31 protein-coding genes are annotated in these 24,915 nt (G+C 73.3%); 11 read left to right on the top strand and 20 right to left on the bottom strand.

Going from position 1 to position 24,915, the window contains the following annotated elements; genetic code table 11:
• Positions 1-130 precede the first annotated feature (130 nt).
• A complete protein-coding gene (locus tag ACIQUT_RS38870) occupies positions 131-625 on the bottom strand; it encodes a MarR family transcriptional regulator (protein ID WP_403570288.1) in 495 nt (164 codons plus the stop codon).
• 80 nt (positions 626-705) lie between these two features.
• Between ACIQUT_RS38870 and ACIQUT_RS38865 the strand changes: the two genes are divergently transcribed.
• Complete coding sequence (locus ACIQUT_RS38865) at positions 706-1,323, top strand: TOPRIM nucleotidyl transferase/hydrolase domain-containing protein (RefSeq protein ID WP_403570286.1); 618 nt, start codon at positions 706-708, stop codon at positions 1,321-1,323.
• A 172-nt stretch (positions 1,324-1,495) separates the two neighbouring features.
• Complete coding sequence (locus ACIQUT_RS38860) at positions 1,496-1,870, top strand: hypothetical protein (RefSeq protein WP_403570285.1); 375 nt, start codon at positions 1,496-1,498, stop codon at positions 1,868-1,870.
• On the opposite strand, the gene ACIQUT_RS38855 is transcribed toward ACIQUT_RS38860, so the two are convergent.
• A complete protein-coding gene (locus ACIQUT_RS38855) occupies positions 1,851-2,888 on the bottom strand; it encodes a LysR family transcriptional regulator (RefSeq protein WP_403570283.1) in 1,038 nt (345 codons plus the stop codon). The genes ACIQUT_RS38860 and ACIQUT_RS38855 overlap by 20 nt on opposite strands.
• Before the next feature lie 71 nt (positions 2,889-2,959).
• On the opposite strand from ACIQUT_RS38855, the gene ACIQUT_RS38850 reads away from it, so the two are divergent.
• From ACIQUT_RS38850 to ACIQUT_RS38840, 3 genes are all read left to right on the top strand, one after another.
• Complete coding sequence (locus tag ACIQUT_RS38850; protein WP_403570281.1) at positions 2,960-3,625, top strand: maleylpyruvate isomerase family mycothiol-dependent enzyme; 666 nt, start codon at positions 2,960-2,962, stop codon at positions 3,623-3,625.
• Positions 3,626-3,630: 5 nt separating this feature from the next.
• Positions 3,631-4,113, top strand: coding sequence for an anthrone oxygenase family protein (locus ACIQUT_RS38845; protein ID WP_403570278.1), 483 nt, complete (start codon positions 3,631-3,633; stop codon positions 4,111-4,113).
• 80 nt (positions 4,114-4,193) lie between these two features.
• On the top strand, positions 4,194-4,718 hold the full coding sequence (locus tag ACIQUT_RS38840) for a GNAT family N-acetyltransferase (protein ID WP_403570276.1): 525 nt from the start codon (positions 4,194-4,196) through the stop codon (positions 4,716-4,718).
• Here the strand turns inward: ACIQUT_RS38840 and ACIQUT_RS38835 are convergent.
• The 3 genes from ACIQUT_RS38835 to ACIQUT_RS38825 form a co-directional block, all read right to left on the bottom strand.
• Positions 4,702-4,896: a hypothetical protein gene (locus tag ACIQUT_RS38835; RefSeq protein ID WP_403570274.1), complete on the bottom strand. Its 195-nt coding sequence runs from the start codon at positions 4,894-4,896 to the stop codon at positions 4,702-4,704. The two genes, ACIQUT_RS38840 and ACIQUT_RS38835, sit on opposite strands and share 17 nt — an antisense overlap.
• A 140-nt stretch (positions 4,897-5,036) precedes the next feature.
• On the bottom strand, positions 5,037-5,834 hold the full coding sequence (locus ACIQUT_RS38830; protein ID WP_403570272.1) for a hypothetical protein: 798 nt from the start codon (positions 5,832-5,834) through the stop codon (positions 5,037-5,039).
• Between the two features lie 66 nt (positions 5,835-5,900).
• Positions 5,901-7,367 (bottom strand): multicopper oxidase family protein, encoded by a 1,467-nt coding sequence (locus tag ACIQUT_RS38825; protein WP_403570270.1) that lies wholly within the window; start codon positions 7,365-7,367, stop codon positions 5,901-5,903.
• A gap of 359 nt (positions 7,368-7,726) precedes the next feature.
• Here ACIQUT_RS38825 and ACIQUT_RS38820 point away from each other — a divergent pair, with 359 nt between their 5' ends.
• Positions 7,727-8,095 carry a hypothetical protein gene (locus tag ACIQUT_RS38820; protein WP_403570269.1) on the top strand — a complete coding sequence of 123 codons (369 nt, stop codon included), beginning with the start codon at positions 7,727-7,729 and terminating at the stop codon, positions 8,093-8,095.
• A gap of 18 nt (positions 8,096-8,113) precedes the next feature.
• Here the strand turns inward: ACIQUT_RS38820 and ACIQUT_RS38815 are convergent, their stop codons facing one another.
• From ACIQUT_RS38815 to ACIQUT_RS38760, 12 genes are all read right to left on the bottom strand, one after another.
• Positions 8,114-8,617, bottom strand: a complete 504-nt coding sequence (locus ACIQUT_RS38815) for a metallophosphoesterase family protein (protein WP_403570268.1) — start codon at positions 8,615-8,617, stop codon at positions 8,114-8,116.
• 93 nt (positions 8,618-8,710) lie between these two features.
• A complete protein-coding gene (locus ACIQUT_RS38810) occupies positions 8,711-9,745 on the bottom strand; it encodes an RNA ligase family protein (RefSeq protein ID WP_403570266.1) in 1,035 nt (344 codons plus the stop codon).
• Positions 9,738-10,712 (bottom strand): MBL fold metallo-hydrolase, encoded by a 975-nt coding sequence (locus ACIQUT_RS38805; protein WP_403570264.1) that lies wholly within the window; start codon positions 10,710-10,712, stop codon positions 9,738-9,740. Before ACIQUT_RS38805 ends, ACIQUT_RS38810 begins: the two co-directional genes overlap by 8 nt.
• 181 nt (positions 10,713-10,893) lie before the next feature.
• Positions 10,894-11,355 carry a hypothetical protein gene (locus tag ACIQUT_RS38800; protein ID WP_403570262.1) on the bottom strand — a complete coding sequence of 154 codons (462 nt, stop codon included), beginning with the start codon at positions 11,353-11,355 and terminating at the stop codon, positions 10,894-10,896.
• A gap of 75 nt (positions 11,356-11,430) precedes the next feature.
• Positions 11,431-12,696 carry a hypothetical protein gene (locus ACIQUT_RS38795; RefSeq protein ID WP_403570261.1) on the bottom strand — a complete coding sequence of 422 codons (1,266 nt, stop codon included), beginning with the start codon at positions 12,694-12,696 and terminating at the stop codon, positions 11,431-11,433.
• A gap of 205 nt (positions 12,697-12,901) precedes the next feature.
• Complete coding sequence (locus ACIQUT_RS38790) at positions 12,902-13,336, bottom strand: hypothetical protein (protein ID WP_403570259.1); 435 nt, start codon at positions 13,334-13,336, stop codon at positions 12,902-12,904.
• A 235-nt stretch (positions 13,337-13,571) separates the two neighbouring features.
• A complete protein-coding gene (gap, locus tag ACIQUT_RS38785) occupies positions 13,572-14,570 on the bottom strand; it encodes a type I glyceraldehyde-3-phosphate dehydrogenase (protein ID WP_179172206.1) in 999 nt (332 codons plus the stop codon).
• A 108-nt stretch (positions 14,571-14,678) separates the two neighbouring features.
• The gene (locus ACIQUT_RS38780) at positions 14,679-15,635 is read right to left on the bottom strand and encodes a GlxA family transcriptional regulator (protein WP_403570257.1); all 957 of its coding nucleotides are present in this window, start codon (positions 15,633-15,635) and stop codon (positions 14,679-14,681) included.
• Positions 15,636-15,744: 109 nt separating this feature from the next.
• Positions 15,745-16,242, bottom strand: a complete 498-nt coding sequence (locus ACIQUT_RS38775) for a TspO/MBR family protein (RefSeq protein ID WP_403570255.1) — start codon at positions 16,240-16,242, stop codon at positions 15,745-15,747.
• Between the two features lie 138 nt (positions 16,243-16,380).
• Positions 16,381-17,358, bottom strand: coding sequence for a DUF4344 domain-containing metallopeptidase (locus ACIQUT_RS38770; protein WP_403570254.1), 978 nt, complete (start codon positions 17,356-17,358; stop codon positions 16,381-16,383).
• A 147-nt stretch (positions 17,359-17,505) separates the two neighbouring features.
• Positions 17,506-18,324: a DUF1963 domain-containing protein gene (locus ACIQUT_RS38765; RefSeq protein ID WP_403570252.1), complete on the bottom strand. Its 819-nt coding sequence runs from the start codon at positions 18,322-18,324 to the stop codon at positions 17,506-17,508.
• A gap of 10 nt (positions 18,325-18,334) precedes the next feature.
• A complete protein-coding gene (locus tag ACIQUT_RS38760; protein ID WP_403570250.1) occupies positions 18,335-18,814 on the bottom strand; it encodes a hypothetical protein in 480 nt (159 codons plus the stop codon).
• 108 nt (positions 18,815-18,922) lie between these two features.
• Here ACIQUT_RS38760 and ACIQUT_RS38755 point away from each other — a divergent pair, with 108 nt between their 5' ends.
• From ACIQUT_RS38755 to ACIQUT_RS38745, 3 genes are all read left to right on the top strand, one after another.
• Positions 18,923-19,321 (top strand): GNAT family N-acetyltransferase, encoded by a 399-nt coding sequence (locus tag ACIQUT_RS38755; protein ID WP_403570249.1) that lies wholly within the window; start codon positions 18,923-18,925, stop codon positions 19,319-19,321.
• A 36-nt stretch (positions 19,322-19,357) separates the two neighbouring features.
• The gene (locus ACIQUT_RS38750) at positions 19,358-19,957 is read left to right on the top strand and encodes a hypothetical protein (RefSeq protein WP_403570248.1); all 600 of its coding nucleotides are present in this window, start codon (positions 19,358-19,360) and stop codon (positions 19,955-19,957) included.
• 127 nt (positions 19,958-20,084) lie between these two features.
• The gene (locus ACIQUT_RS38745) at positions 20,085-20,381 is read left to right on the top strand and encodes an acylphosphatase (RefSeq protein ID WP_403570246.1); all 297 of its coding nucleotides are present in this window, start codon (positions 20,085-20,087) and stop codon (positions 20,379-20,381) included.
• A gap of 37 nt (positions 20,382-20,418) precedes the next feature.
• Here the strand turns inward: ACIQUT_RS38745 and ACIQUT_RS38740 are convergent, their stop codons facing one another.
• Genes ACIQUT_RS38740 through ACIQUT_RS38730 form a run of 3 tightly spaced genes read right to left on the bottom strand, consistent with a single transcriptional unit; the run spans position 20,419 to position 23,118 of the window.
• Complete coding sequence (locus ACIQUT_RS38740) at positions 20,419-21,069, bottom strand: LuxR C-terminal-related transcriptional regulator (RefSeq protein ID WP_403570245.1); 651 nt, start codon at positions 21,067-21,069, stop codon at positions 20,419-20,421.
• On the bottom strand, positions 21,033-22,334 hold the full coding sequence (locus tag ACIQUT_RS38735) for a sensor domain-containing protein (RefSeq protein ID WP_403570244.1): 1,302 nt from the start codon (positions 22,332-22,334) through the stop codon (positions 21,033-21,035). Before ACIQUT_RS38735 ends, ACIQUT_RS38740 begins: the two co-directional genes overlap by 37 nt.
• Positions 22,324-23,118: a CPBP family intramembrane glutamic endopeptidase gene (locus tag ACIQUT_RS38730; RefSeq protein WP_403570242.1), complete on the bottom strand. Its 795-nt coding sequence runs from the start codon at positions 23,116-23,118 to the stop codon at positions 22,324-22,326. The genes ACIQUT_RS38735 and ACIQUT_RS38730 overlap by 11 nt, the downstream gene beginning before the upstream one ends.
• 230 nt (positions 23,119-23,348) lie before the next feature.
• Between ACIQUT_RS38730 and ACIQUT_RS38725 the strand changes: the two genes are divergently transcribed.
• Together ACIQUT_RS38725 and ACIQUT_RS38720 are read left to right on the top strand one after the other, a co-directional pair.
• A complete protein-coding gene (locus tag ACIQUT_RS38725; RefSeq protein WP_403570240.1) occupies positions 23,349-23,792 on the top strand; it encodes a TetR/AcrR family transcriptional regulator in 444 nt (147 codons plus the stop codon).
• A 194-nt stretch (positions 23,793-23,986) separates the two neighbouring features.
• Positions 23,987-24,901 (top strand): cyclase family protein, encoded by a 915-nt coding sequence (locus tag ACIQUT_RS38720; RefSeq protein ID WP_403570291.1) that lies wholly within the window; start codon positions 23,987-23,989, stop codon positions 24,899-24,901.
• Positions 24,902-24,915: the final 14 nt, after the last annotated feature.

Raw genomic sequence — 24,915 nt, 5'->3', positions numbered from 1 at the left:
GTCGCAATCCACACCGAACCCGGAAGGCCCTCACCCGTTCAAGACACCTCAGCCGAGACCTGCATCACCCGTCCACAACCTCCCGAGGCAATACACCTAGTGCTCTGACCGGGCGCTTCGCGTACCTGTCTCAGGCTGCCGGTCCGTCGCCCGTGACGTTGGCCACCATCCTGCGGAGCACCTTGAGCGCGGCCACGTACTCCTCGTCACCGATGCCCTCGTGGACCACCGCCCGGAGCTCGGCCACCAGCTCGCGCACCCGCACTCTGGCCGCCTCTCCGGGATCGGTGAGGTGCAGGTGCTGCCCGGCGTCGGTCCCGAGCCAGCCGCGGTGGAGCAACTGGTCGATGACCCGGGCGATCTCGTGCTCCCCGTCGGCGAGGGGGGTCAGCTGGGTCACGACCTCCTCGCGGGTGGGCGCCGTCCGGCCGCCGTTGACGCGGTTGAGCACCCAGTACTGCGGCTGCGTGACGTCGATCTTCGCCATCTCGTCCCGTAGATACCGGGTGACGACGGTGTGGGCCAAGCCGCTCCAGTAGCCGATGGGCTGGGTGGCCAGCATGTCGTCGGTCGCCGCCGGGTCCGCCGGCGCCTGGTCCCTGGTGATGCCAGTCGACTGTTCCATGATCAAGACGGTACATGGCGGGCCCAAGGGTGATCGAAAATCCCTGGCCCGGCGGCCGGAAAGGGCGGAGACTCCGATACATGACTGACATGGCGTCGTTTCGGGAGGCGGTCACCGCGTGGGCGGCCGGCGGGACCGGCGACCGGGCGCGCGAGCCGGCCGCACGGCTGGGCCTCCGGACGGTCGTCCTCCTCGAAGGGCTGAGCGACGTCGCAGCGGTGAGCGCGCTGGAGGCGCGCCGCGGCCGGGACCTGGCCGCCGAAGGAGTCTGCGTCCTGTCGATGGGCGGTGCGATGAACGCGGGGCGCTTCGCCGGGCTCCTCGGCCCGGCCGGCTTGGGCCTGCGGCTCACCGGACTGTGCGACGAGCGGGAGCGCGGCTACTACGCCCGCGGCTGGGAGCGTGCCGGTGCGGCACCGGAGGGGTTCTTCGTCTGCGCGGCGGACCTGGAGGACGAGCTCATCCGCGCGCTGGGCGTGACACGGGTGGAGGAGCTGATCCGGGCGGAGGGGGACCTGCGGGCCCTGCAGACCTTCCGGCGCCAGCCCGCCCAGCAGGGCCGCACCTCGGAGCAGCAGGTGCGGCGCTTCCTCGGCACCAAGAAGGGGCGCAAGATCGGCTACGGGCGCGTCCTCGTCGAGGCGCTCCCCCGCGACCGTGTGCCCGCCCCGCTCGACGGCCTGTTCGCCGCCCTCTGACCGGCGCGCGGGGTGGCCCCCGTCCCCCCGGGCCGGCCGGGCCAGGCGGGTGACGTTCGGTCCCGGTTGGCCGAGCCGGGTCGGCTCTGGAGTCGCGCGGCGGGGTGGGTCGGAGACGGTGGTGGGACCGTCCGCGGCTCGCTGTGGGCCGCCGTCGCCAGGAGTGTGAGTCATGCGCCGTTCCGTTCCCGTCGTGCTTGCCGCCGTCGCCCTGACCGGGTGGGCCGCCGTCCCCGCCGCGGCGGACCCGACGCCGATCACCTCGCCGTACGTCCAGGCGGCGGCGGACGTCACCGCCGGGGGCGTGCTGAAGCGGGCGAAGAACGTCGACTGGGTACGCCGTGTCAACACCGGCCGGTACTGCGTCCACATCGACCACCGGGTGAACCTGGCGTTCAGCGTGGTCCAGGTCGAACTGCCCAACTCCAACCGCCGCAGCTTCACCACCACCCCCAACGCCGTCTGCGGCACGAACGCCGTCACGGTCTACACGTACGACCTCAACGGCAGCTACGTCGACAACGCCTTCACGGTCGCCGTGCTGTAGCCCCGGGCCGGCTGTCCGCGCTGGTGTCCGGGGGTTCGCAGGCGCACGGCGCGGACGGGCGGGCCGCCCCCTCACCGGACCGGCTCACGAGCATCGCGGGCAGGGCCTCGCGCAGGCGGTCGAGCAGGACCCGGGCCGCGGGGCTCGCAGGGCCGGTGGCCCGCCAGGCCAGTGCGATACGGGCGCGGATGCCGGGACGGACGATGGTCAGTGCCCGCAGCCGTCCGTCGCCGGCAGGGCCGTCCTCGCCCGCCGGCAGCACCGCCACGCCCAGGCCCTGGGCGGCGAGCTGGGTGAGGACATGGGGCGCTGCCGCCTCGAAGGTGACGCGGGGGCGGAATCCGGCCTGTGCGCAGGCGCGTTCGAGTGCGGCGCGCACTCCGGTGCCGCGTGGCAGGCAGATCAGCGCTCGGTCGCGGAGCTCGGCCAGCGCAACGGTCGTACGGTCGCCGGCCCCGGCCCCGGCCCCGGCCCCGGCCAGGAGCGGGTCTCCGGGCGCTGCGACGACGGCCAGCGGGGCATCGATGACGGTTTGCAGGGACAGGCCGGGCGGGGGTGTTTCGTCGGTCGGTCCGAGGAGGGCGATGTCGAGCTCACCGGCCAGGAGCGCCGCCTGCATCCGCTCCGAGGTGTCCTCGGTGAGCGCGATCTCCAGGGCGGGGTAGGCATCGCAGAAGTCCGCGAGGAACGAGGCGATGTCGAAGGCGTGGCCGGTGGCCCCGGACACCAGCCCGAGCGAGACCCGGCCGCGCAGCAGGCCCGTGAACGCGTCGGCCGTCTGCTGCACCGCGTCCGCCGCGGCCAGCGCGGCCCGGGCGTACGGCAGGACCGCCCGGCCCGTCTCGGTGAGCGTCACCGACCGGTGGGAGCGGTCGAGCAACGGCTGCCCCAACTCCCGTTCCAGCTGGCGTATCTGCGCGCTCAGGCCGGGCTGGGCCAGGTGCAGGCGGGCGGCCGCGCGGGTGAAGCCGCCTTCTTCGACGACGGCGACGAAATAGCGCAGCTGACGGAGTTCCATAACTGTTGATGCTAGAGGGCAGCACCACCATCTATTGGACGTATGGATCGGCCGCCCGCACCCTTGATCACATGGAGAACACGACGCGAAGCAGGGACGAGTGGACAGGCGGTGTCGTGGCGGACCTCGGGGCCGCCATCGCAGCGGAACGCCGGGAGCTGGCCGATCTGTTCGACGGTCTGCGGGCCGATCAGTGGGACGCACCGAGCCTGTGCGACGGGTGGCGGGTGCGTGAGGTCGTCGCCCACATGTCGATGGGCTTCCGGCTCTCCCTGCCGGCGACCCTGGGTGAACTGGTCAAGGCCCGCGGGAATCTGCACCGCATGACCGACCGCGTCGCCCGCCGGGACGCGGCCGCGCATTCCGCCGGTGAACTCAGCGCCTTCCTGCGGGACAACGCCCACCATCCGTGGACACCGCCGGTCGGCGGGCTCGCGTCCGCCCTCGGCCACGACGTGGTGCACGGCCTGGACGTGACGGTCGCGCTCGGGCTCGGCCGGCGCGTCCCCGGGGACAGGCTGCGCATCCTCCTCGACGGCATCAAGCCCCGCGGCCTGAAGTTCTTCGGCGTCGACCTGGACGGTGTGCGGCTGTGCGCCGAGGACGCGGACTGGTCGTACGGGACCGGGGCTCCCGTGTACGGGGCCGCCCAGGACCTCCTGGTGCTGGCCTTCGGCCGCAAGCTCCCCCGCGGCCGCCTGCGCGGCGAGCCCGCCGACCGGTTCACCGCCCGGTGACGGCCGTGCGCATCCGGCTCCTCCTGGCGCTGTCGCTGTTCTCCACCGGCCTGCTGGCCGGTGCCTTCGGCTACGGCGCCGCCAATCTCGTCCCGACGTTCAACACCGTGCCGATCGAGATGAGACTCGACTTCCACACCGCCCTGATGGCGATGAACGGCATCACCATGCAGGGCACGATGGCGGTCTCGGCCCTCGGCTCCTTCGCCCTGGCCGTCGCCGAGCGCGGCCGGGCCCGCGTCCTCGCCGGGGCGGCGGGGCTGCTGGTGGTCTCCTCGTTCCTGATCACACGGTTCGGGAACGTCCCCGTCAACGGCCGCATCAAGCAGTGGGCCGCCACCGTGCCACCGGCCGGGTACGAGGAAGTCCTCCGCCGCTGGGAACTGTTCAACGGCGCCCGCACCCTGACCGCCGCGGTCGCCTTCGGGCTCCTCGTCGTCCTCGCCCTCCGGCCGCACCGCAGGGCGGCGGTGGCGTTGGCGTCGTAGCCGCTGTGGCGGGAGAGCGCCGAGGGGCGGCCCCGCGGGCCGGGCACAGCTGGCAGGATCATCCCATGATGCGGCCGTCCGTGACCCTGAGCAGGATCCGCCTCGACGACTGGGAAGCCGTCCACTCCTGGGCCTCCCGGCCCCAGTCCTGCCGCTTCCAGACGTGGGGGCCGAACACCGAGGAGGAGACGCGCGCGTTCGTGGCGGCCGCGGTCGGGGCCTGGTCGCGCTCACCGCAGCAGCGGTACGCGTACGCGGCGCGTCTCGACGGTGACGTCGTCGGCATGGGCGAGCTGCACGTACGGAGTCGAGCGCAACGCCACGGCGAGATCACCTACGTGGTGCACCCCCGGGTGTGGGGCCAGGGCGTCGGAACGGCGATCGGAAGGGAACTGCTGGCGCACGGTTTCGGGGCTCTCGGGCTCCACCGGATCCACGCCACCTGCGACCCGCGGAACCTCGGGTCGGCACGCGTGCTCGGCAGACTCGGCATGACGTGGGAGGGGCGCCACCGTCACACTGCGCTGCTCCGGGACGGCTGGCGGGACTCCGAGGTGTTCGGCATCCTCGAGGACGAGTGGCGCGCGGTCACCCCGCTCCCTTGACCACAGCGCGGGCGGGGGCCGCCGGCGCGGTGTCGGCGCCGTCCTGCGGCCCGCCGGCTTCGCCGGGTGGTGCGGCGGCCTCCATCAGGTCGTACATCTGGTCCAGGAGTCTCCCGAAGTCACGCCACGGTGTCCCCCCGTCCTTGCCCGCACGACGGCTTCCCGGCAGGCCCGCCATGGTCCACCTCCAGATCCGAGGCGGTGGCGCCGCCCTCACCGGCGTACGCCCCGCACTGTGGACAGGGCACCTTCCCCCGTACGCGGAGTTCATGCGGCTGCTGACCGCCCCGTACGGCGGCAGGGCCGGAGGGCGACGGGTCAGAGGTCGCACACGGGCCGGGTGGAGAAGTCCTCGTACAGGTCTTCGCCGTCCGGGCCGTGAACGAACTCCGCGTGGAAGGGATTGCGGTTGGCGGTGGCCAGGGGCAGCCATCCCAGCAGGTGGCCGTAGCCGCCACAGGCCGACTCGCCGCCGTCGCCGCCGTGTACCGCGGTGAGGTCGTTCGTGAGTTCCGTGCGGTACGTGTCGTAGGCGATGTGCAGGCCGAGGGCGTTCGGCTGATGCTGCGGCCCGGTCCGGTCCTCGTACGGGATCCGGTCGAGGGGGCAGTCGTCGCCCCACCGGAACAGGGTGTTCGCCCCGGCTCCACAGGCGTGCTCCCATTCGTCGGGGCTCGGCATCCGCAGGCCGCGGGCCGCGAGCACGTCCGGCACGTCGGCGGGAGGCTCGGTCAGGTCCTCGTCCTCCACCGCCATGAGCACCGTGCGGAGGGCGACGCTTCGGCGCGGGCTGAGCAGCTGCTCCAGGTGCGCCTTCAGGTCCGGGCCGTACCCGAAGCCCTGCTCCAGGCTCTCCCGGTAGTCGGCGGCCTGTTCGGGCGCCGGCTGCCAGGCGTCGAGGTCGAACCCGAGGATGACCGTGCCGCCCGGCACGAGAGCGAACTCCTGACCGCTCCGCTCGATCCGGGCGCGGTGCATCCGGGCGCCCGGGTGCTCGACGGCATCGACGGCGATCAGGCGGCCTCCCGCCGCGTCGGCTGCCTGCCGGGCGACGCGGCGGGCGGTGGGGAGGTCGAAGGAACGCCACTGGTCAAAGGTGAGGTCGGCTGTGGACATGCGGCGCAGTCTTGCACGCCGGACTGACAGGACCCGGCCCGCCTCCGGCGGCTGCGCGCGTGCTGGCTAGCGGACCCGGAAGTTGGCCATCATGCCCATGGCCGAGTGGTCCAGCAGGTGGCAGTGGTAGACGTACGTGCCCCGGTGGCTGTCGAAGGTGGCGTGCAGTTTCACCGTCTCGCCGGGGAACAGCTGGACCGTGTCCTTCAGGCCCGCCTCGGCGGGCGCGGCCGGGACGCCGTTGCGCTCCAATACGCGGAACTGGACCAGGTGCATGTGGAAGTTGTGCGGGATCCGCTGGTTGGCGTTGGTGACCGTCCATATCTCGGAGGTTCCGAAGGTGACCGTCTGGTCGATCCGGTCCGGGTCCCACTGCAGTCCGTCCATGAAGCCGCGCGCCTCGGTGCGGCCGTCCTCGTCCATGCTGAGGACGATCTTCCGCTCGACCGCGGGCTCGGGCAGGGCGTCCACCGCCGGCAGGGTGCGCAGCACGTCCGGGATCCGGCTCGGGTCGGGGGCGGTGCGGACCACGTCGAAGCGGAGTACGTTGCCGGGTTCGGTGGTGCCCGGGCCCGGCATGTTCTGCAGGACGATCTTCGTGCCGACCGGGTAGCGGGAGAAGTCGATGACCACGTCGGCGCGTTCCGCCGGGGACAGCGGGATGGTGTCGGTCGTGAAGGGGCGCTCCAGCAGGCCGCCGTCGGAGCCGATCTGCACCATCTGCCCGCCGTCGGCGAGGCGCAGCTTGAGGAAGCGGAGGTTGGAGGTGTTGAGCAGGCGGAAGCGGTACTTGCGGGCGGCGACCTCCACGTACGGGCTGGGGCGGCCGTTGGCGAGCAGCGTGGTGCGGCCCCGGAAGTCGTCCATCCGGTAAACCAGCTGCCCGTTCTCGTCGAAGCGGGCGTCGCGCAGGGCGATGGGCATCTCGTACTGGCCGGAGGGCAGCGGCAGGGCGCGCTCGGTGTCGTCCGTCAGGACGTACGTTCCCGACAGGCCCCGGTAGACGTGCTCGGCTTCCATGTGGTGGGCGTGGTCGTGGAACCACAGGGTGGCGTTCGGCTGCCGGTTCGGGTAGGTGTACGTGCGCGCCGTGCCCGGGGCGACGGTGTCCATCGGGGCGCCGTCGTTCTCCGGGGAGACGTCGGCGCCGTGCAGGTGCACGGAGATCGGCATGTGCAGGGTGTTGCGGTGCCGCACGGTCACCTGCCGGCCGCTGCGGGCCCGCAGCACCGGACCCGGGAAGTGGCCGTCGTAGGTGAGCACCTTGGTCTGGACGCCGGGCAGGATCTCCCGGGAGACCTCCTTGACCGTGACGCGGTACGCATCCACGCCGCCGTGCGTGGAATACGGCGTGAGGACGGGGAGCTGCGGCATCTTCACCGTGAACGGCGGCGGGACGGCGGCCGCCGGGCCCGTCTCGTCGGCGGCCCGGGCCGTACCGGACTGCAGCACGGGCAGCAGTCCGGCGCCGGTGACCAGGCCCGCGCCCGTCGTGGACAGGGCGCCGACGAGCAGGCGTCTTCTGGTGACCATGGATGTCCTCCCGGGAAGAATGAGGAAGCGTCGCATCGGCGTTCACATGCCGAAAGCTGTGCCTCATGATCCGGAGGTCGACCCGGGCAACTCTCCCCTGATGTCAGAGAATGTCAGGTATCGCCCCGCCCGCCGACCGGCCCGATGCCTCCGTTTCCGCCGGACCGGAACGGGGTGCCGTGCGGTGGCCCGCCGGGAGGCGCGGCGCGGCAGCGGCACCGGAATGCGGGCCGGCGGCTCCCCTTCTGCCCGGGAGCCCACGGGGGCCGTTCGAGTGGCACGGCCGTGCACTCCGGGCCAGGGTGGGGGCACGGCCCCGTGTCGTACGGGCACGGGCTCCGCACGGAGGGAGACGGCACGTGCGTTCGGCGAAGCTCGGCATGGCCGCAGGCCTGCTGGCGGCTGCCGTGCTGTGGCCCGCGACCCCGGCCGCGGCCCCGGCTCAGGCGTCCGCCGACAAGGCCGCCACCCCGGCGCCCCTCGTGGTCTGCGGAACCGACGCGGCCTCCGGGCTCGGGGTGTCGGCCGACCGGGCCGCATCGTGTGCCGTCGCGCTGCGGGTCGCAGCCGCCTACACCGGGATCCTGCCCCGCACGCGGGGCGCGCCCGTCGAGGTCCGCGCGGCGGGAAGCACGTGGGTCTGCCGGGAGCGTCAGGGCGATCCCCATCCGTACCAGGAGTGCCTCGACACGGGCGGCAGCGGCCGAAGGCTCACGCTGACCTCCTGACCTCGTCCGTCTCGTGGGTCAGCGGCGCGGCGGGAGCCGGTGCAGGGTGACGTCGTGGAGCGCGCCGTCGGAGACGGCGAGGGTCATGAAGGTGCAGAACGGCTGCCGTCTGCGGTCGGTGGGCGAGCCGGGGTTGAGCAGGCGCAGGCCGCCGGGGGCCGTGGAGTCCCAGGGGATGTGGCTGTGCCCGAACACGAGGACGTCCAGGTCGGGGAAGCGCTCTGCGCAGCGGCGTTCCCGCCCGGCGGCCGCGCCGGTCTCGTGCACCACGCCGAACCACAGCCCCGCCAGCCGGGCGCGGGCGACCTCGGGCAGGCGCCGGCGCAGCGGCGGGCCGTCGTTGTTGCCGTACACGGCGATGAGCCGGCGGGCCCGGGATTCCAGCAGGTCGAGGGTGGCCTCGTCGGTCCAGTCGCCGGCGTGGACGACGGCGTCGGCCTCGTCGACGGCGGCAAGGAGCGCCTGCGGGAGGTTCTTGGCGCGGGCGGGGACGTGCGTGTCGGAGGTCAGCAGCAGCCGCATGCCCCCACGGTAGGCCGGGGCCGGACGGGCTCCGGGCCACACGCCGGTCGGCGGACGGCGTGTGGCGTGTGGCGTCGGGGAAGGGCAGTCGGCTCAGGCGGGGGTGCGGCGGTCGGTGGCGTCGTAGTGGGCGAGGGTCAGGGCTCCGGGGTGCAGTGCGTGCTCCAGGGCGCGGGCGAGGTCGTGGCCCAGCCCGCCGAGGGCCTCGGCCAGTTCCTCCACCGCGTCGCGGGCGGTTTCGGCCGCGATCGCCTCGGGCGGTGTGCGCGGGCCCAGTTTGCTGACGGCGGCCGCCGCGCGGGCCGGAGTGAGCAGCGCGGTGGCCTGGCCGAGGAGCCATCCGGGCACACCGGCGGCGCCTTCGGCGGGCGCCAGGTAGGGGCGGGAGCCGTCGAAGCGGTCGTCCTCGGCGAAGGCGGGGTGTTTGACCTTGGCCATCGGGCGTGGCGGGGTCGCGGTTCCGTCCGTGGTTCCGTCCGTGGCCCGCCATGCGTCCGCGGGCTTGAGTACGAGTCCCTCCGCGAGGTTGCCGGGCAGTTCGGGCAGGCCCAGCAGTGCCGGTACCCGGGTCGGGAACACCGGCCCGCATTCCCGGACCCGGTCGAGGGTGCCGTGCGCGAGGAGCGGCGCGCAGTGCAGGCCCGCGGCGTCCGCGGCCCGGCGCAGCGCCCGGTCGGCGACCCAGCGGACGCCGTCACCGGTGCGGATCGCGGCGTCGAAGGGCAGCCAGAGGAGGTGCGGGGCGTACCAGATGCCGGTCTGGACCGGGTCGGTGTCCGGGGTGGCGGGCACGTCCGGGTGCGGGTAGCGGCCGCCCGCCAGTTCGCCGTAGACCGTGACCGGAGCCGAGGCGTCCGCGCCGTGGTCGCGGCGCAGGGCGGCGGCGCAGCGGTCCGCGGCGACGGCCAGGGCAGGCCAGATCCGTCCCACCCCGAAGAAGTCGTCGAGGCCGCTCTCGCCGAGCAGTTCGCGGCGCTTGGCCGGGCGCACTCCGGCGTCGTCGCACACGACGGCGAAGTTCGCCCCGTGGACCTTCTCCAACGCGACCCAGTGCCGGGCCCCGCGTGCCTCGCCGAGCCGGGCCCGGGAGGGGATCTTGGGGTACGGGGACCAGCGGGCGTCAGCCATCCGAGCCCCCGTGCCGGTGCTGTTCGGGCAGCCGGCTGTCCGGGTGCGCCCACAGCAGGACGTTGGCGGGCGGCTCCTCGTCACGGAAGAAGGCGAGGACGTCCCGGTCCGAGTGGCGCAGGCTGAAGTGGGTGAGGACGAAGAGGGTGTCCGGATGGGCCTCGACGACGGGTCTGAGCCGGCTCCAGACGGTGTGTCCGACCCGGTCGGCCCGCTCCAGTTCGGCGTCGTCGAGGTACGTGCACTCGGTGATGACGACCGGGTACGCGAAGAGCCACGGGTTGTCCTCGAAGACGCTGACGTGGGTGTCGCCGAGGAACGCGAACAGGGGCTTGAGCACCTCCCGTTCGACCTCGGCGCCCTCCGCGCGGCGCTGCGCCAGGACGCGGCCGAACTCCGCGCCCCGGCCCTGTTCGGCGAGGGAGCGGCGCAGTTCCTCGTACTCGGGCAGCAGTGCCTTGCGGCGCTCGGAGAACGCGTACCCCACGCACGGCGCCTTGTGCACGCACTCCACCACCCGCACGTGGTGGCCGCGGCGGCCGAACGTGAACTCGTCGCCGCCGCGGACCCCGTGCAGCCGGCAGTTCGCGGCGAGGGCCGGGTCGTGGGCGGCGCCGTGGTTCAGTTCGGCGGAGGCCCGCAGGAAGGCCTCCGCGTACGGCAGTGCCGCGGCGGGCAGGTGGATGTCCACGCCGGCGGGCCTGGCGGCGAGGTAGTCCAGGTCCTTGGAGTGGTCGTGGTGCGTGTGGGTGAGGAACACGGTTTCCGGCTGCCGGCCTTCCGCGAGTCCTGCGTCGAGCGCGCAGCGCAGCTCCGGGATGTGGAAAAACGTTTTGTCGTTGGCGCGCGAGTAGCCGGTGAGGGTGAAGTCGGTGCCGGGTATGCGCCAGGTCTTCCACTGGCGGAACGGGTGCCCCTGCTCCAGCCGTTCCGGGTGGGCGGGGGTCCGCGCGGGGGCCTCGGTCATCGGTGCCTCCGTCGCGCCGCCGTGATCAGGTGAGGGCCCGATCGTAACGGGCGGCGGCCCGCACCGGCCCGTGGTTTTCCGCGCCCGCTCCGGCTCGGCGCCGCGCCCGGACGGGCACGGCGCCGGGCCGGGGCCGGCTGGTCTTCGGTTCAGCGGGTCAGCGGGTCAGCGGGTCAGCGGGTCAGCGCCAGATCGCCTGCACGTTGTCGAACTGCACCCAGGTGATCGCGTTCCCGGTGTTGCCGCCGAAGACGGTGACGGCACCGGCGGGGTTGATGTCGAGGCGGCAGGCGTTGATGCCCTGGCTGTTGTTGCGGGCGGCGGTCGCGCGCACGTACCAGGTCGGCCGGGTGAGGGCGGCCGGCAGCGTGCCGATCCTGGTGTCGGCGGTGAAGTTGCCGGTGATCTGGCCGCGGGCCTGGAGGAAGGCCGTGCCGGCGATGGTGATCAGGCGGACCTGCGGGGTGGCCCCTGCGGTCGGGGTGACGCCGGCCTCCAGGACGAGGTCGGTCCACTCGCCCGCCTCGACCCCGCCGGCGGCGGCGACCGCGGGGGCCGCGGCAGCGGGGGTGGCGGTGGCGACGGTGAGGGCGGCGGGCACGGCGAGGGCGGCGGCGAGGATGCTGCGGCGGTTCTGGGACATGGAAGGACTCCTCGTGGAAGCAGTGCGGTGCCGGATCGGAATCCGGTGGGGGCGGCGGGGGATCGGACGGCGGTGTCAGCGCCAGACGGCGCTGAAGCTGTCGAGCTGCACCCAGGTGATGGCGTTGGTCGAACGCCCGCCGAACAGGCGCAGTTCGCGATCGGTCCCGGCCTCGACGCGCGCCGCGTTGTGGCCGCCGCTGTTGTTGCGGGGCACGGTGCCGCGGACGGTCATGCTCGGCGTGAGGGAGTCCGGAAGGTAGCCGATGACCGCGTCGGCGGCGAAGCTGCCCTTGACGCCGCCGCCGAGCTGGAGGGTGGGGGTGCCGCCGATGCTGACGATGCGGCCCTGGGGGGCGTTCTGGTCGACGGCCACGCCGGCGGCGAGGGTGATCGGCTGCCAGTCGGCGAGCACCTTGACGCCGTCGGTCTCGGGGGCCGCGGACAGCGTCACGATGGTGCAGGTGCGCGGTCCCGGGTCCTCGCAGGCGAAGCCGAAGTGCAGGTGCGGGACGCCGCCGCGGACGGTGACCGTCATGCCCTCGGGCTCCCGGTACTCCAGGCCCGGCGCGGCGGTGATGAACTGCCGGTTCAGGAGGGCGCCGGTGGCCCAGTCGATCGCGGTGATGTACGTGTTGCCGGGGAGCGGATTGGTGTCGCCGTAGGCCTCGCCCTGGAGGGTGTACAGGACGCCGTCGTGGGAGGTGTACCCCTGGAAGGTGGCGACCGGGAGGGCCGGGGTGATCCGCTGGACCGGCTGCCACACGCCGGCCGCCGCCTTGGCGAGGTCGTAGCGGGCCCAGTGCGTGCCGCCGAGGGAGTAGCGCAGGACGAGCTCGTTGGTGCTGCGGTCGATGGTGGGGGTGATGAAGCGGGCCGCCGGGTCGGGCGTGTACGGGGTGGTGTGGCGTGAGGTGCCGGAGGTGACGGTGTCGCCGTCGGTGTACCGGAAGCTGGTGACGGCGGTCCCGTAGCCCTCGTTCTTCGAGTTGGGTGTGGACGCGATCTCGGTCCACAGCCATATCTCCCCGCCGCGGTTCTCCACGCCGAGGTTGACGCCGTGCCCGAAGCCGCGCAGGTACATGTGGCCGGTGATCCGGCCGGACTCGGTGAGCCGGGTCAGGCACAGGTCGCCGCGGGACTTGCGGGTCGGGTAGTCGACGACGGCCGGCTCGTCGCCGAGGCGCAGCCCGCCGTCCATGACCTGCAGCACGAAGATGTCCCCGGACACGGGGTCGATGCCGAACGACTGCATGACGGTGGAGTTCTTCAGCGGGCGGCGGTGGAGCAGTTTGCCCACCGGGCCGTCGAGGTCTATCTGTCGTGCGATGGTGGCGCTCAAAGACACTTCTCCTCAACGCGGTTGGGGGATCGGACCCCGTGATCGGAAACCGTGTCAGTGTGCCAAACGGCCGGCTCTGCCGCGGGAAGGCTGACGGGCGTGGCGTCCGGCTGCCGCGGAGGGCCGGCCCTCCGCACGGGGAACGGCGACGTGCGGACGGCCCGACGTGCGGACTGCCGGACGTGCGGACTGCCGGACGTGCGCGCTACCGGTAGAAGGTGCGGCCGCCTGCCCCCGAGGACACCGACCACACCTCGGTGATCAGGCCGTCCACGACGCGGAGGGTGTCAGTCCCGCTGCGGGCCGCGACCGCACCGTCCTCGGCGGTGAAGCCCGCCCGGTACGGGCGGGCGACCAGGCCGGAAGGCGGCGCCGCCGCGCCGCCGGGCCGGAGGTCCACCACGGCCGGTCCCTCGGCCGTGAACCTCAGTCCGGGCCGCGCCCGGTGCCAGGCGGCAATGGTCTCGGTGAGCTGCTGCGGAGTCGTCACGCTGTCGAAGGCCTCGGTGCCCGCCTGGGCGTAGCGGAGGGTGAACCGAGGTGCCATGATCCGCTCGGCGAGGCCGGCTTCGCCGTTCCACATCGCCGTCCACCGGTCGTACACGTCGACGCCGAACTGCCGCAGGTCGTCAGTGTTCATCAGCTGCCCTCTTTCCGTTGTGGAGGTGGATCCCACCAGGCAGGAGAGGGTAACGAGAGGGTCTGACAACGCCGTTGGGCCCGTACGCGCAAAAGCGGGTTCCCGGCTGCCTCGTCGGCAGCCGGGAACCCGCTCGGTCCGCGGGGACATCGGGACGGTCTTCCCCGCGGAGGCTGTTCACGCCACGGCCGCACCGTCCGGCCGAGGGGGCCGGAGGGGACGCCGCGGCCCCGTTTCAGCGAGTGGCGAGCAGCGTGAGGGTGTCGATCACGCGGTTCGAGAAGCCCCACTCGTTGTCGTACCAGGCGACGACCTTGACGTGGCGGCCGTCGACGCGGGTGAGGGCCGAGTCGAAGATCGACGAGGCGGGGTTGCCCACGATGTCGGACGACACCAGCGCGTCGTCCGAGTACTCGAGGACGCCGGCCAGCGGACCCTCCGCCGCGGCCTTGTACGCCGCCAGGACGTCCTCCAGGGTCACATCGCGCGAGACGGTCGTGTTGAGCTCGACGATCGAGCCGACCGGGACCGGTACGCGGATCGAGTCGCCGTTCAGCTTGCCGTCGAGCTGCGGCAGCACCAGGCCGATCGCCTTGGCGGCGCCCGTCGTGGTCGGGACGATGTTGACGGCGGCGGCGCGGGCACGGCGGGGGTCGCGGTGCGGACCGTCCTGCAGGGCCTGCTCCTGCGTGTAGGCGTGGACCGTCGTCATGAAGCCGTGCTCGATGCCGGCGACCTCGTCGAGGACGGCGGCCAGCGGCGCGAGCGCATTGGTCGTGCACGAGGCGTTCGAGACGATCGTGTGCTCGGCCGGATCGTAGGCGTCGGTGTTCACGCCGTACGCGAGCGTCACGTCCGCGCCGTCCGACGGGGCGGAGACGAGCACCTTCTTCGCGCCCGCCTTGATGTGGGCGCGAGCGGCCTCGGCGGAGGTGAAGCGGCCGGTCGACTCCAGGACGATCTCCACGCCCAGCTCGGCCCAGGGGAGCTGCTCCGGCTCGCGCTCGGCGAGGACCGTGATGCGGCGGCCGTCGACGACGAGGGTGTTCCCGTCGACGGTCACCGGGCGGCCCAGGCGGCCGGACGTCGAGTCGAACGCGAGCAGCCGCGCGAGCGTGGTGGGCTCGGAGAGGTCGTTGATGGCGACGACCTCGAGGTCGCTGTCGCGTTCGAGCAGCGCGCGCAGCACGTTGCGTCCGATGCGGCCGAATCCGTTGATGGCGATGCGAGTCATGAGCGGTGTCCCTTCTGTTCGCCAACAGACTCGCGTCCTTGATCCGCCCGCGACAGTGGCGCGATCGCCACGGTTCAAAAGGATCTCGCCACACCCCCCGGGGGTGGGCTACTCGCCCTTGGTGAAGGTGCGCCGGTACTCGGTGGGGGTGGTGCCGAGGATGCGCTGGAAGTGCAGCCGCAGGTTCGCGCCCGTGCCGAGGCCGACGTCGGCGGCTATCTGCTCCACGCTCCGCTCCGAGCGTTCGAGCAGCTCGCGGGCCCTGTCGACCCGGGCGCGCATGATCCACTGCATCGGCGTGTACCCCGTGTCGTCGGCGAAGCGCCGCGAGAACGTACGGGACGACACCGCCGCATGCCCGGCGAGCTCCTCGAGCGTCAGGGGCTCGGCAAGCCGGCGCAGCGCCCACTCACGGGTGGCGGCGAACCGCTCGCCGAGGGGCTCGGGCACGCTGCGGGGGAGGTACTGCGCCTGGCCGCCGCTGCGGTAGGGGGCCGCGACCAGGCGGCGGGCCGCGTGGTTCGACGCGCCCACGCCGACGTCGGCGCGCAGGATGTGCAGGCACAGGTCGATGCCCGAGGCGGCTCCGGCCGAGGTCAGCACGCTGCCCTCGTCGACGAACAGGACGTTCTCGTCGAGGCGGACGAGCGGATGCTTGGCCGCGAGCGCGCGCGTGTAGTGCCAGTGGGTCGTGGCGCGCTTGCCGTCGAGGAGGCCGGTGGCGGCGAGTGCGAAGGCGCCCGTCGAGATGGCGGCGAGCCGTGCGCCCCGGTCGTGGGCGGCGATCAGCGCGCCGATGACCTCCTGCGGAGGGTCCTCCCGGTCCGGGAACCGGTAGCCGGGCACGAAGACGATGTCGGCCCAGGCGAGCGCGTCGAGCCCGTGGTTCACGTGGTACGAGAGGCCGTCGCCGCCGGCGACGAGGCCGGGGGCGGCGCCGCAGACCCGCACCTCGTACGGCATGCTCGCGCGGGTGGTGAAGACCTGGGCCGGGATGCCGACGTCCAGGGGCTTCGCCCCCTCCAGCACGAGGACGGCGACGCGGTGCAGGCGGGGGGCTGACATGCATAGAGGGTACGCGGCAGTGCGCCATTCGAGCACATTTGCGACACCGGCCGCGATTGCGCCGCGCGACCGGCCGATAGCGGACCGCAGCGGTCCGCCACGCCGGGGATCACCGGTTGAGCAGCCGGATCGACCAGTTCAGCGCGGATGCGTACGCCACCCACAGCAGGTAGGGAAGGAGGAGCCAGGCGGCGGGCCGGTACACGCGGCCGAAGGCGGCGACGGTGAGTGCGATCGAGACGAGCAGCAGGCAGATGTCGACGAGCGCCGCCCCGTACTGCCCGGCCGCGAAGAACAGCGGTGTCCACGCCTGGTTGAGCAGCAGCTGCACCGTCCACAGGGCGAGGGCGAGACGGCGGCCTTCCGTCCTGCCGCGTCGGACGACGAGCCAGGCCGCGACGGCGATCGACGCGTAGAGCACGGTCCACACGGGCCCGAAGAGCCACGCCGGCGGCGCCCAGCCGGGTCGTTCCAACGCGAGGTAGACGTCCTCGGCGTCGGCGGCCGCCAGACCTCCGACGACGGCGACGCCGTACGTGAGCGCGAGGAAGGCGAGCAGCAGGGGCACCGGCCGGGCGAGCTGCGCACGCAGCGCCGCACCGGTCACGGCGAGCTGCCCGTGTCGGGCGTGGAGGGTCGTCCCATGAAGGTCACCGGCTTCCGACGGGTGGGCGCGGACCGTCCCGGCGCCACAACCGGTACTTCACTCCCCGGCGTATGACCGGATGCACCTCACGGGTGCGCCTCACGGGTGCGCCTCACGGGTGCGGATCTCGTCCAGTTTTTCCGCCAGGGCCTTCGTCTCCGCGATCAGCCGGGCGCGTGCTTTCTCCTGGCTGCTGTCGCCCTGCGCCTTGAACGCCTCGCGGAAGTGCGGCCCCAGCTGGGTCCACCAGCCGTGGTCCAGCATCGCCCATGCCTGCGGGCAGAACGCGGCGCGGGATTTCGGCAGGTAGCCGGCTCCGACGAGTGGTCCGTCGAACTTCTTCGGGTCGCTGCCGTGGAGGTAGCAGAGGAAGTTGAAGACCCGCTGCTGGGTGACGGGGTGGTCGCTGGAGAGCCCTTCGAGGGTGAGCTTGCCCTCTTTCCGGGCGAGCGCGTCGAAGATCATCGCGCCTGCCAGCGAGGGGGCCGGTCCGGCCTCGTTGACGGTGTGGAACGAGGCGAACCCGTCGGCGGCGTCCTCCTCCAGGCCGAGGTTCGGCAGCTGGAGCTGGCGCTGCAGGGCATGGCCCAGCTCGTGGCCGAAGATGAACCGGGTCGAGAGCGCGGCCAGGCCGTCGGCGTTGAACTTGTCCGCGGGGAACAGGGCGGGCCGCTTCACGGTCTTGGCCACTTCTCCGGCGACCCCCTGCAGCCGGGTCAGGAACGCGGGCGGCACGTAGATCGTTCTGCCGTCGGGCTGGGTGACCGCGTCCGTCACCCCCGGCGGGACCTTGTCGGTGACCTTCACGACCAGGTCGTGCGGGAGGGCGACCGAACCGTTGATCCAGTCGGCCGTCTGCTCCAGCACGCGGGACTTCCGGATCACGTCCACGATCCGGCGGCCCTGCGGCTTGATCTCGTCGTCCTCGTAGACGATCGTGACCTTGCCCTCGCCCTGACCGTCGCCTTCGTCCTTGCTGTCACTGCCGGTCCACGAGACGACCGCTAGACCGACGGCGAGCAGCGCCCCCGCCGCAGCGGCCCGCGCCACGATCGAACGCCCACGGCTGCTCGGCACCCTGGCCCGCTCCTTTCCTCGGTCGAGGGTGCCCACAGGCAGGGCTCGCACCCGACACGCGGAATTATGATCGACCGGCCACACGCCCGCAATGACCGTTATGTGGCGTTTTGCGGCAGGGGTGGGGCGCGAGGCCGGGACGGCCGATCAGGAACAGTCGAAGCGGTGCCCGTACGGGCGGCCCGGGCAGGTGCGGCATTCAAAGAGGTAGACGCCGCCCATGTCACCCAGCTTCAGCCCGGCGGCCTCGTACGCGATGCCCTGGTCCTCGACGGGGGTCCAGGTCAGCCGGGACAGGGCGTCCGCCTCGCTGCTCTCCACGGTCAGCAGGTGATCCATCCGCTGTCCGCATCCGGAGCAGTCCGGCCAGTCCGGGTCTTGGCACCAGCCCGGGTATCCGCCCAGCTTCGTGCCGGGAGCGGTGGACAGCTGGTGGTGGTAGAGCCATCCGGTCTCGGCTTCCAGCAGGTCGAAGCGCGGTTCCAGCGCGTCGTGGAGCTCTTCGTCCAGGTCCCAGTTGGGGTACTCGGCGGCCGCCTCCGGATGCACGACGCACGGCTGCGGCACCCGCCCGTACGGGACCGGGACCGGAACCGGCGGTGCCTCGCGCACGCTCCCCACCGCCGCCGCATCCCGCCAGTGCACCTCGGGGATCACCCATCGGCCGTCGTGCTCCCGCGGGCACCAGAGCACCTGCAGCAGGTCGCATCCCGGCGGGAACGGCACGAGGCCCAGGGCATCGGCGGCGTGGAGCTGGACCACCGGGACCATCGGCGAGCCGTGGTGCTCGGGGCACAGCGGCCACGGCTGGTGTTCGGGCCACAGGAGCGGGCCGCCCACCGAGCTGTCCCGCCGCGTCGGACGGCCGGCGCGCGGGTGCAGCCGTACCGTCTGCCTGCGCAGCGGGGCGACTTCGGGGAACAGTGTCTCGACGTCCACGGGGCGGGGAGGCGTACGGCGGGTCATGGGCGACAGGCTACGTCCCGGTGCCGGCCTGCTCGCCGCTGCCGTCGGAGTCCAGGGCCGCGACGGTGAGGCAGGCGGCGGCTCCGAGGCCCAGGAAGAAGAAGACCGGGTTGACGTAGTCGGGGACGGAGGTGGTGTAGTCGCCGACGTCGTCGGCCTCGCACACGAACCGAAGGGGCACGTACTCCACCCGGTAGCCGGAGATCCCTTCGGCCCGGTACTCCCAGCCCGGGGTGCGGCAGGGCAGGATGGGGATCGAGTTCGTCCCGCCGTCCTCGGCCGACACGACCGCGCCGGTGACGCACAGCAGGCCCCAGGCGTACACGCCCACCGCGACCGCCGCCTGTACGAAGCCGGCGGTACGCAGCCAGGCCCCGCTGTCGGCACGTCGCGGACCGCCGGCCAGGGCCAGGGCACCGACGGCCCGACCCGCGAAGACGAACGGCAGGATCAGACCGGCCGGGACGAGGAGCAGCAACAAGAACGCCATCGCCCGACTCCAGCACCACACCGGTCGCGAGCGCTGTGCCGGAACCCACACCTCCTGCAACAACTCCGTAACCGATCAACAGGATTCGGCACGGCATACGATCGAGGCGTGACGATCACCTACGAGTGGCGGGGCGCCTTCGACAACGCCGCCCTCAACGCCCTGCACGCCGAAGGCTTCGACCACCCGGTCGCCCGGACCGACTGGCGGGGACGACTGGAACGCCACAGCCTCGGCTGGGTCTGTGCGCGGGACGGCGGGGGCCGTCTGATCGGCTTCGTCAACGTCGTCTGGGACGGCGGGGTCCACGCCTTCCTCCTGGACACGGTGGTCGCCCGGCACCACCGGTCGGGCGGCGTCGGCGCCGCCCTCGTCGCCACCGCGGCCCGCGAAGCACGCGCCGCGAACTGCTCATGGCTCCACGTCGACTTCGAGGAACACCTGCGGCCGTTCTACCTCGACGCCTGCGACTTCAAGGCGACGACGGCCGGGCTGCTGGCCCTGTAGGGCCCTGCCCCACACGTCCCGTTCTACCCTGTCGGCATGGGTTTGGGGATCGAAGTGCTGATCGCGGACTGGGGACGGGTGGAGGCGGCGGCGCCCGAAGCGCGGCACGACCTGCTGATCGACGCCGCGTTCGGAGAGGCGTACAGCGACGACCTCTTCGAGCACGGCTGGTCGTGGTCCACGCAGCCGGGCGAGGACTGGTACCGGCGGTATGCGCTGCGGAACACGTGCGGCTCGTACAAGCCGCACTTCTATGCCGGTCACCGCTGGGACCACATGCGCGACTCCGTCACGCCGGGGCTGCGCGACGTACTGGACCGGTTCAACGACGTGCTGTTCTGGCACGGTCTGGAGGACACCACCGGGGTCGGCCCGGGGCTTCCGGAGCTGCCGTGCCCCTGGGAAGCGGACCTGCTGCTGTGGCTGCCGCCCGGCCGGATGCCGGTGATCGCCGGATGGTGGCGGGAGGCCGCTCCCCAACTGGACGCCCTGCGCGAACCGTTCGACCGGATCGACACCGATCCCGACGGGTGGGTCGGCACCTTCGAGGCCTTCGTGGACCTGCTCACCGACTGGGGTGAGGTGGTGACGGAGGCGGAGCGCCGCGGCTGGGGCATCGTCGGCCTGCGCTGCTGACGGGCACCGCCCCCGCTTCCCGGACCGGCGCCCGCTCGCAGCGCTCCGCTCCCCCGAACGGGGGCGGTCCGCGTGTCCCCGCGCGTCGCGCGGCCGGGCGGCGGCGGGAAGGAGGCAGGGTCGGGTCATGGTGCGGAAGCGTGTGATCGTGTCGGGGCGGGTCCAGGGGGTGTTCTTCCGCGACAGCTGCCGGAGCGCCGCCCTGGAACAGGGGGTGTCCGGGTGGGTGCGCAATCTGCCCGGCGGTGATGTCGAGGCGGTGTTCGAGGGGGACGAGGAGGCCGTCGCCCGGATGGTCCGCTGGGCGCACTCGGGGCCGCCGGCGGCCGCGGTCCTGGACGTCGAGGTCCACGAGGAGCCCGCGGCCGGGCCGGGGGCGTTCGAAGGGTTCGAGGTGCGGCCCACACCGTACGGCGGCGGCTGACGCGCCCGCCGGGTTGCCGGTGCGCGTCCGGACGGGGTCAGCGCTTGAGGTAGGCCAGGACGGCCAGGACGCGGCGGTTGTCGTCCGCCGACGCGCTGATCCCCAGCTTGGCGAAGATGCTCGCGGTGTGCTTGGCGACGGCGCTCTCGCTGACGTGCAGGCCGCCCGCTATCGCGGCGTTCGACCTGCCCTCCGCCATCAGTTCCAGGACGTCGCGCTCACGCGCCGTCAGACCGTAGATCGTGCCGCGTGCGTCGCCGCGCGACAGCAGGCGGGAGATGACCTGCGGGTCCATCACCGTGCCGCCGGCGGCGACGCGGCGGACGGCGTCGATGAACTGCTCGGTGTTGGTCACCCGGTCCTTGAGCAGGTATCCGACGGCGCCCTCTCCCCCGGCCAGCAGCTCGTTGGCGTACAGCTGCTCGACGTACTGGGAGAGGACGAGGACCGGCAGGCCGGGCTTGCGGCGGCGGGCGTCCAGGGCGGCCTGGAGGCCCTCGTCGGTGAAGGTCGGCGGCAGCCGTACGTCGACCACCGCCACATCGGGTGCCTCGTCCCCGTCGGCGAGCAGCGCGCGGCGCAGGGACGGGCCGTTGTCCACCGCCACGACCTCGCAGCCGTGCTCCTGCAGGGTGCGGGTCAGCCCGTCCCTCAGGAGGAAGAGGTCTTCGGCGAGGACAACGCGCACGGTATCTCCATGGTCACGGTGGTCGGTCCGCCCTGCGGGCTGTGCAGGGCGAGGGTCCCGTCGAAGGTATCCAACCGCTGCCGTACGCCGGTCAGTCCGGTGCCGCGGGACGGATCGGCGCCGCCGTGTCCGTCGTCGGTGACGGTGATCCGCAGCAGCCCGTCGTCGTACGTCAGGGTCGCGCGGACCTCGCGGGCCCCGGAGTGCTTGGCCGCGTTCGTGAGCGCCTCGCTGACGGCGAAGTAGGCCGCGGATTCGACGGGGGCCTGGAGCCGGCCCGGCAGCCGGGCCTCGACGTGGACGTCGAGGAAGCTGTCGAGCGCCAGCGAGCGGACGGCGTCGCCGAGGCCGCGGTCGGCGAGGACCGGCGGGTGGATGCCGTGGACCAGGTCGCGCAGGTCCTGCAGGGCCCGCTCCGAGGTGCTGCGGGCGTCGAGGAGGAGCGCGCGTGCGGCCGCCGGGTCGGTCTCCAGGAGGCGGCCGGCCCGGTCCAGGGTCATGCCCATGGCGACCAGCCGGGCCTGTGCGCCGTCGTGCAGGTCCCGTTCGATGCGCTGCAGTTCGGCGGCCAGGGTGTCGAGGGCACGGCTCCGCGTGTCGGTGAGCCGCTCGATCCGCCGGGTCAGCCGGGTGGTGCGGGGCGCGGAGAGGAGCCGTCGGCCGATGCGGGCGTGGAGCCGGAGCACGGCGGGGGCCGCGTACAGGCCGGCGGCGGTGAAGGCGAGCCCCAGTGCCAGCGCGGCGAGCATGGTGGCGGGGGTGTGGACGGGGACGAACGCGTACCAGTTGCCGTCGTCGATGCTCCGCCAGATGAACGGCTGCACCAGCGCGCCGAACGCCCCGTACCAGGCCAGGGCGAGGGGTACGGCGGCCAGGAGGCCTCCCGTCACCGGCTCCAGCCATGCCCAGGCCAGGTCGCGCCAGAAGCCGTCGTCGGCCAGGATGCGGCGCGACCGCCCACGGGCGGTCGCGTCACGGTCGGCGGCGGGCAGCGGCTCGGGCGGGCTGATCCGGACGCCCGTCCACGCCGCGGCCCTGGAGCGGGAGCGGTCGGACAGCCTGCGCAGGGCGCGCGCGGCGGGCGGGAGCAGGCGGAAGCCGACGCCCACCGGCAGCAGGAGTACGGCGAGCACCACCAGCGAGCCGGCCGCCGACACGGCGAGCGCGTGCAGGCTCGCCAGCTGGCAGCGGCCGAGGGCGAGGCCGGTGCGGGCCAGGGCGCGGGCGAGAGCGCGGGCCGGGGCGCCGCGCGGCCTATCGGGCATCTTCCATGATCGCGGTGAGCCTATCCGGTGCCGGAGCCGACTCCGCAGCCCGGCCCCGGCGCGCGCTCAGCCACGTCCACAGGGCCGCTGCCGTCAGGCAGGACAGGCCGAACAGCACCATGGGGGTCACGGTGCCGGACTCCTCGTCCATGAAGAGCAGCATCCCTATGTTGATCAGCGCGTGGAATCCCCCCGCGAGCAGCAGCCGGGACGCTCCCGTCCCGTCGAGCGCCCAGCCCATGACGACCGACAGGGACACCGCCATCGTCAGGAACGCGGCGGCGTAGAGCGGGTGTTGCGCGAAGACCTGAACGTGCCAGACGCCCCAGACCGCGCCGACCGCCACCGAGGCCCCCAGCGGGCCGAAGCGGGGGCGCAGCAGCGGCTGCAGGAGGCAGCGCCAGCCGATCTCCTCGGCGCAGGCGCCGAGGAGCTGTGCCGCGGCGATCAGGGCGAACGGGGCGTCCGGGGCCGTCGGCCGCCCGCCCTCGCCGAGTGCCGCGTACGTGGCGGCGCTGACGGCGATGACCAGCGGCGCGGTCAGGATCAGGAGGGCGCCGCGGCTGCCGCTGCGGGCCGGGCCGCCGGCCAGGAGCGCCCGTACGCGCCGCGGCCACAGCAGCGCGGCGGCGCCCACCGCCAGGGCGGGTCCGAACTGCGTCAGCTGGATGACCTCGGCGGGGATCCGTGTTGCGGGCTGGACCGCGCCCAGCAGGCCGGCCGTGAGGAAGGCGACGGCCAGGAACGAGGCCGTCACCCTGATGTCCACAGGTGTCATTCGCATGACACCGACGATGCCGCCCCGCGGGGCCGGGGCCCCTGCGCCTGGCTGCCGAGCGGGGGTGTACCCAGGTACACCCCCTCGCCGTCGTCCGGCCGCCCTCCGCTCTCGGGGGTGCGGTGCGGTGTACGGGGTCGGCGTCGCGGGCGTCCTCCACCTCGCAGAACAGCCGGTCGTCCGTCGCCCTGAGGTCGAGCCGGACGGGGCCCCGCGCGTGGCGCACCAAGGAGCGCATGGTCGCCGAAGCCCTGGCGCTCGACGAGCGGCGTCCCCTCCGCCGGCTGCGGGCGCAGCTGGCGGCACGCGACGCGCCGCGGGACGCCGCCGGGCTGCGGCGGGTCCTGGAGGAGGTGTGGGAGCAGTTCGGCACCCCGGACGTGCGGGCCACGCTCCCGCTGTACCTGGAGATCATGTCCGCGAGCCTGATGCACCCGGAGCGGTACGGGCCCGTGATGCGCGACGTGATCACCGGCTGGACCGACCTGGCCGCCGGCCGCTTCGCCGGGCTGGGCATGCCGGCGGAACGGGCGCGCGGCGAGGCCACCCTCGTCGTCGGGGCCGGCTTCGGTCTGCTGTTCGCCGCGCCGGCGGACGGCGACCGGGACCGGGCCGACGCGGCCTTCCGCCTCCTCCTCGACCGCCTGGAGCCCGGCTGGCGGCAGACCGCGCAGGGGTGACACGACCCGTCCGGGATGCACGGCCCACAGCGGCGCCGGACAGTGGAGGCGGGGCTTTCGGCAGACACGGAACAACGGACGCAGGGCAACGGACGCAGGGGGAGGCACGCGACGGACGCACAGCAGGAGGACCCGGCGTGACGGATGACAGGACCTGGACTTCCGGGGAGCCTGCGGCCGCTCCGGACCGGCCCATGGCGGAGGAGGCCTTCCGGTCGCTCTACGTGCACCTGCGCCACGACGCGCGGACGGGCGAGGAGCGCCGGCGCGGGGCCCTCGCCCACCTGACCCCCGAGCGGGTGGCGGCCGCAGCTGCCGGGGTCCGCCACGGGCGGACGGTGTCGCTGGCCGCGCCCGTGGAGACGCGGCCCGGCCCGGACGATCCGCAGCCCGCCGCCTACGTGCTGACGGCACCGTCCGACCAGGAGACCGGGGCCCCCGGGCTGCACTTCGCCCTGGACCGCTTCGCCATGAACGTGCACGGGGACGCCCACACCCATCTCGACGCGCTGTGCCACGTCGTCTTCGACGGCGAGCTCTACGGCGGGATCCCGGAGACCGCCCTCAGGGCGGGCGGCGCCCGCGGGATCACGCTCGACCTGGTCCGCAGCGGGATCGTCGGCCGCGGCGTGCTCCTGGACGTCCCCCGGCTGCGCGGGCTGCCCTGGCTGGAACCCGGCGACTGCGTGAGCGCCGAGGACCTCGCCGCCGCCGAGGAGGCCCAGGGCGTGCGCACCGGGCCGGGCGACCTGCTGTTCGTACGCGTCGGACACTGGCGCCGGCGCCGGGAGACCGGCCCGTGGGACGTGGCGCACGCCAGGGCGGGCCTGCATCCGGAGGCGGTGCGGTTCCTGGCCGGACGGCACGTCGCGGTCCTCGGCTCGGACGGCAACAACGACACCGCCCCGAGCCCGGTGGCCGGAGTCGCCTTCCCCGTGCACGTCCTGGCGATGCACGCCTTGGGCGTGCACCTGCTGGACTACCTGGACCTGGAGGAGCTGGCGCACCTGTGCGCGGAGCTCGGGCGCTGGCAGTTCCTGTGCACGGTGGCACCGCTGCGGCTGGCGGCGGCCACCGGCTCCCCCGTGAATCCGATCGCCGTCCTGTGACCTGTGGCCTGTGA

The organism is Streptomyces sp. NPDC090445, from assembly GCF_044769385.1.
Classification (GTDB): Bacteria; Actinomycetota; Actinomycetes; order Streptomycetales; family Streptomycetaceae; genus Streptomyces.
The sequence above is the reverse complement of the archived record's forward strand: the minus strand, read 5'-3'. Positions and strand labels throughout refer to the sequence as shown.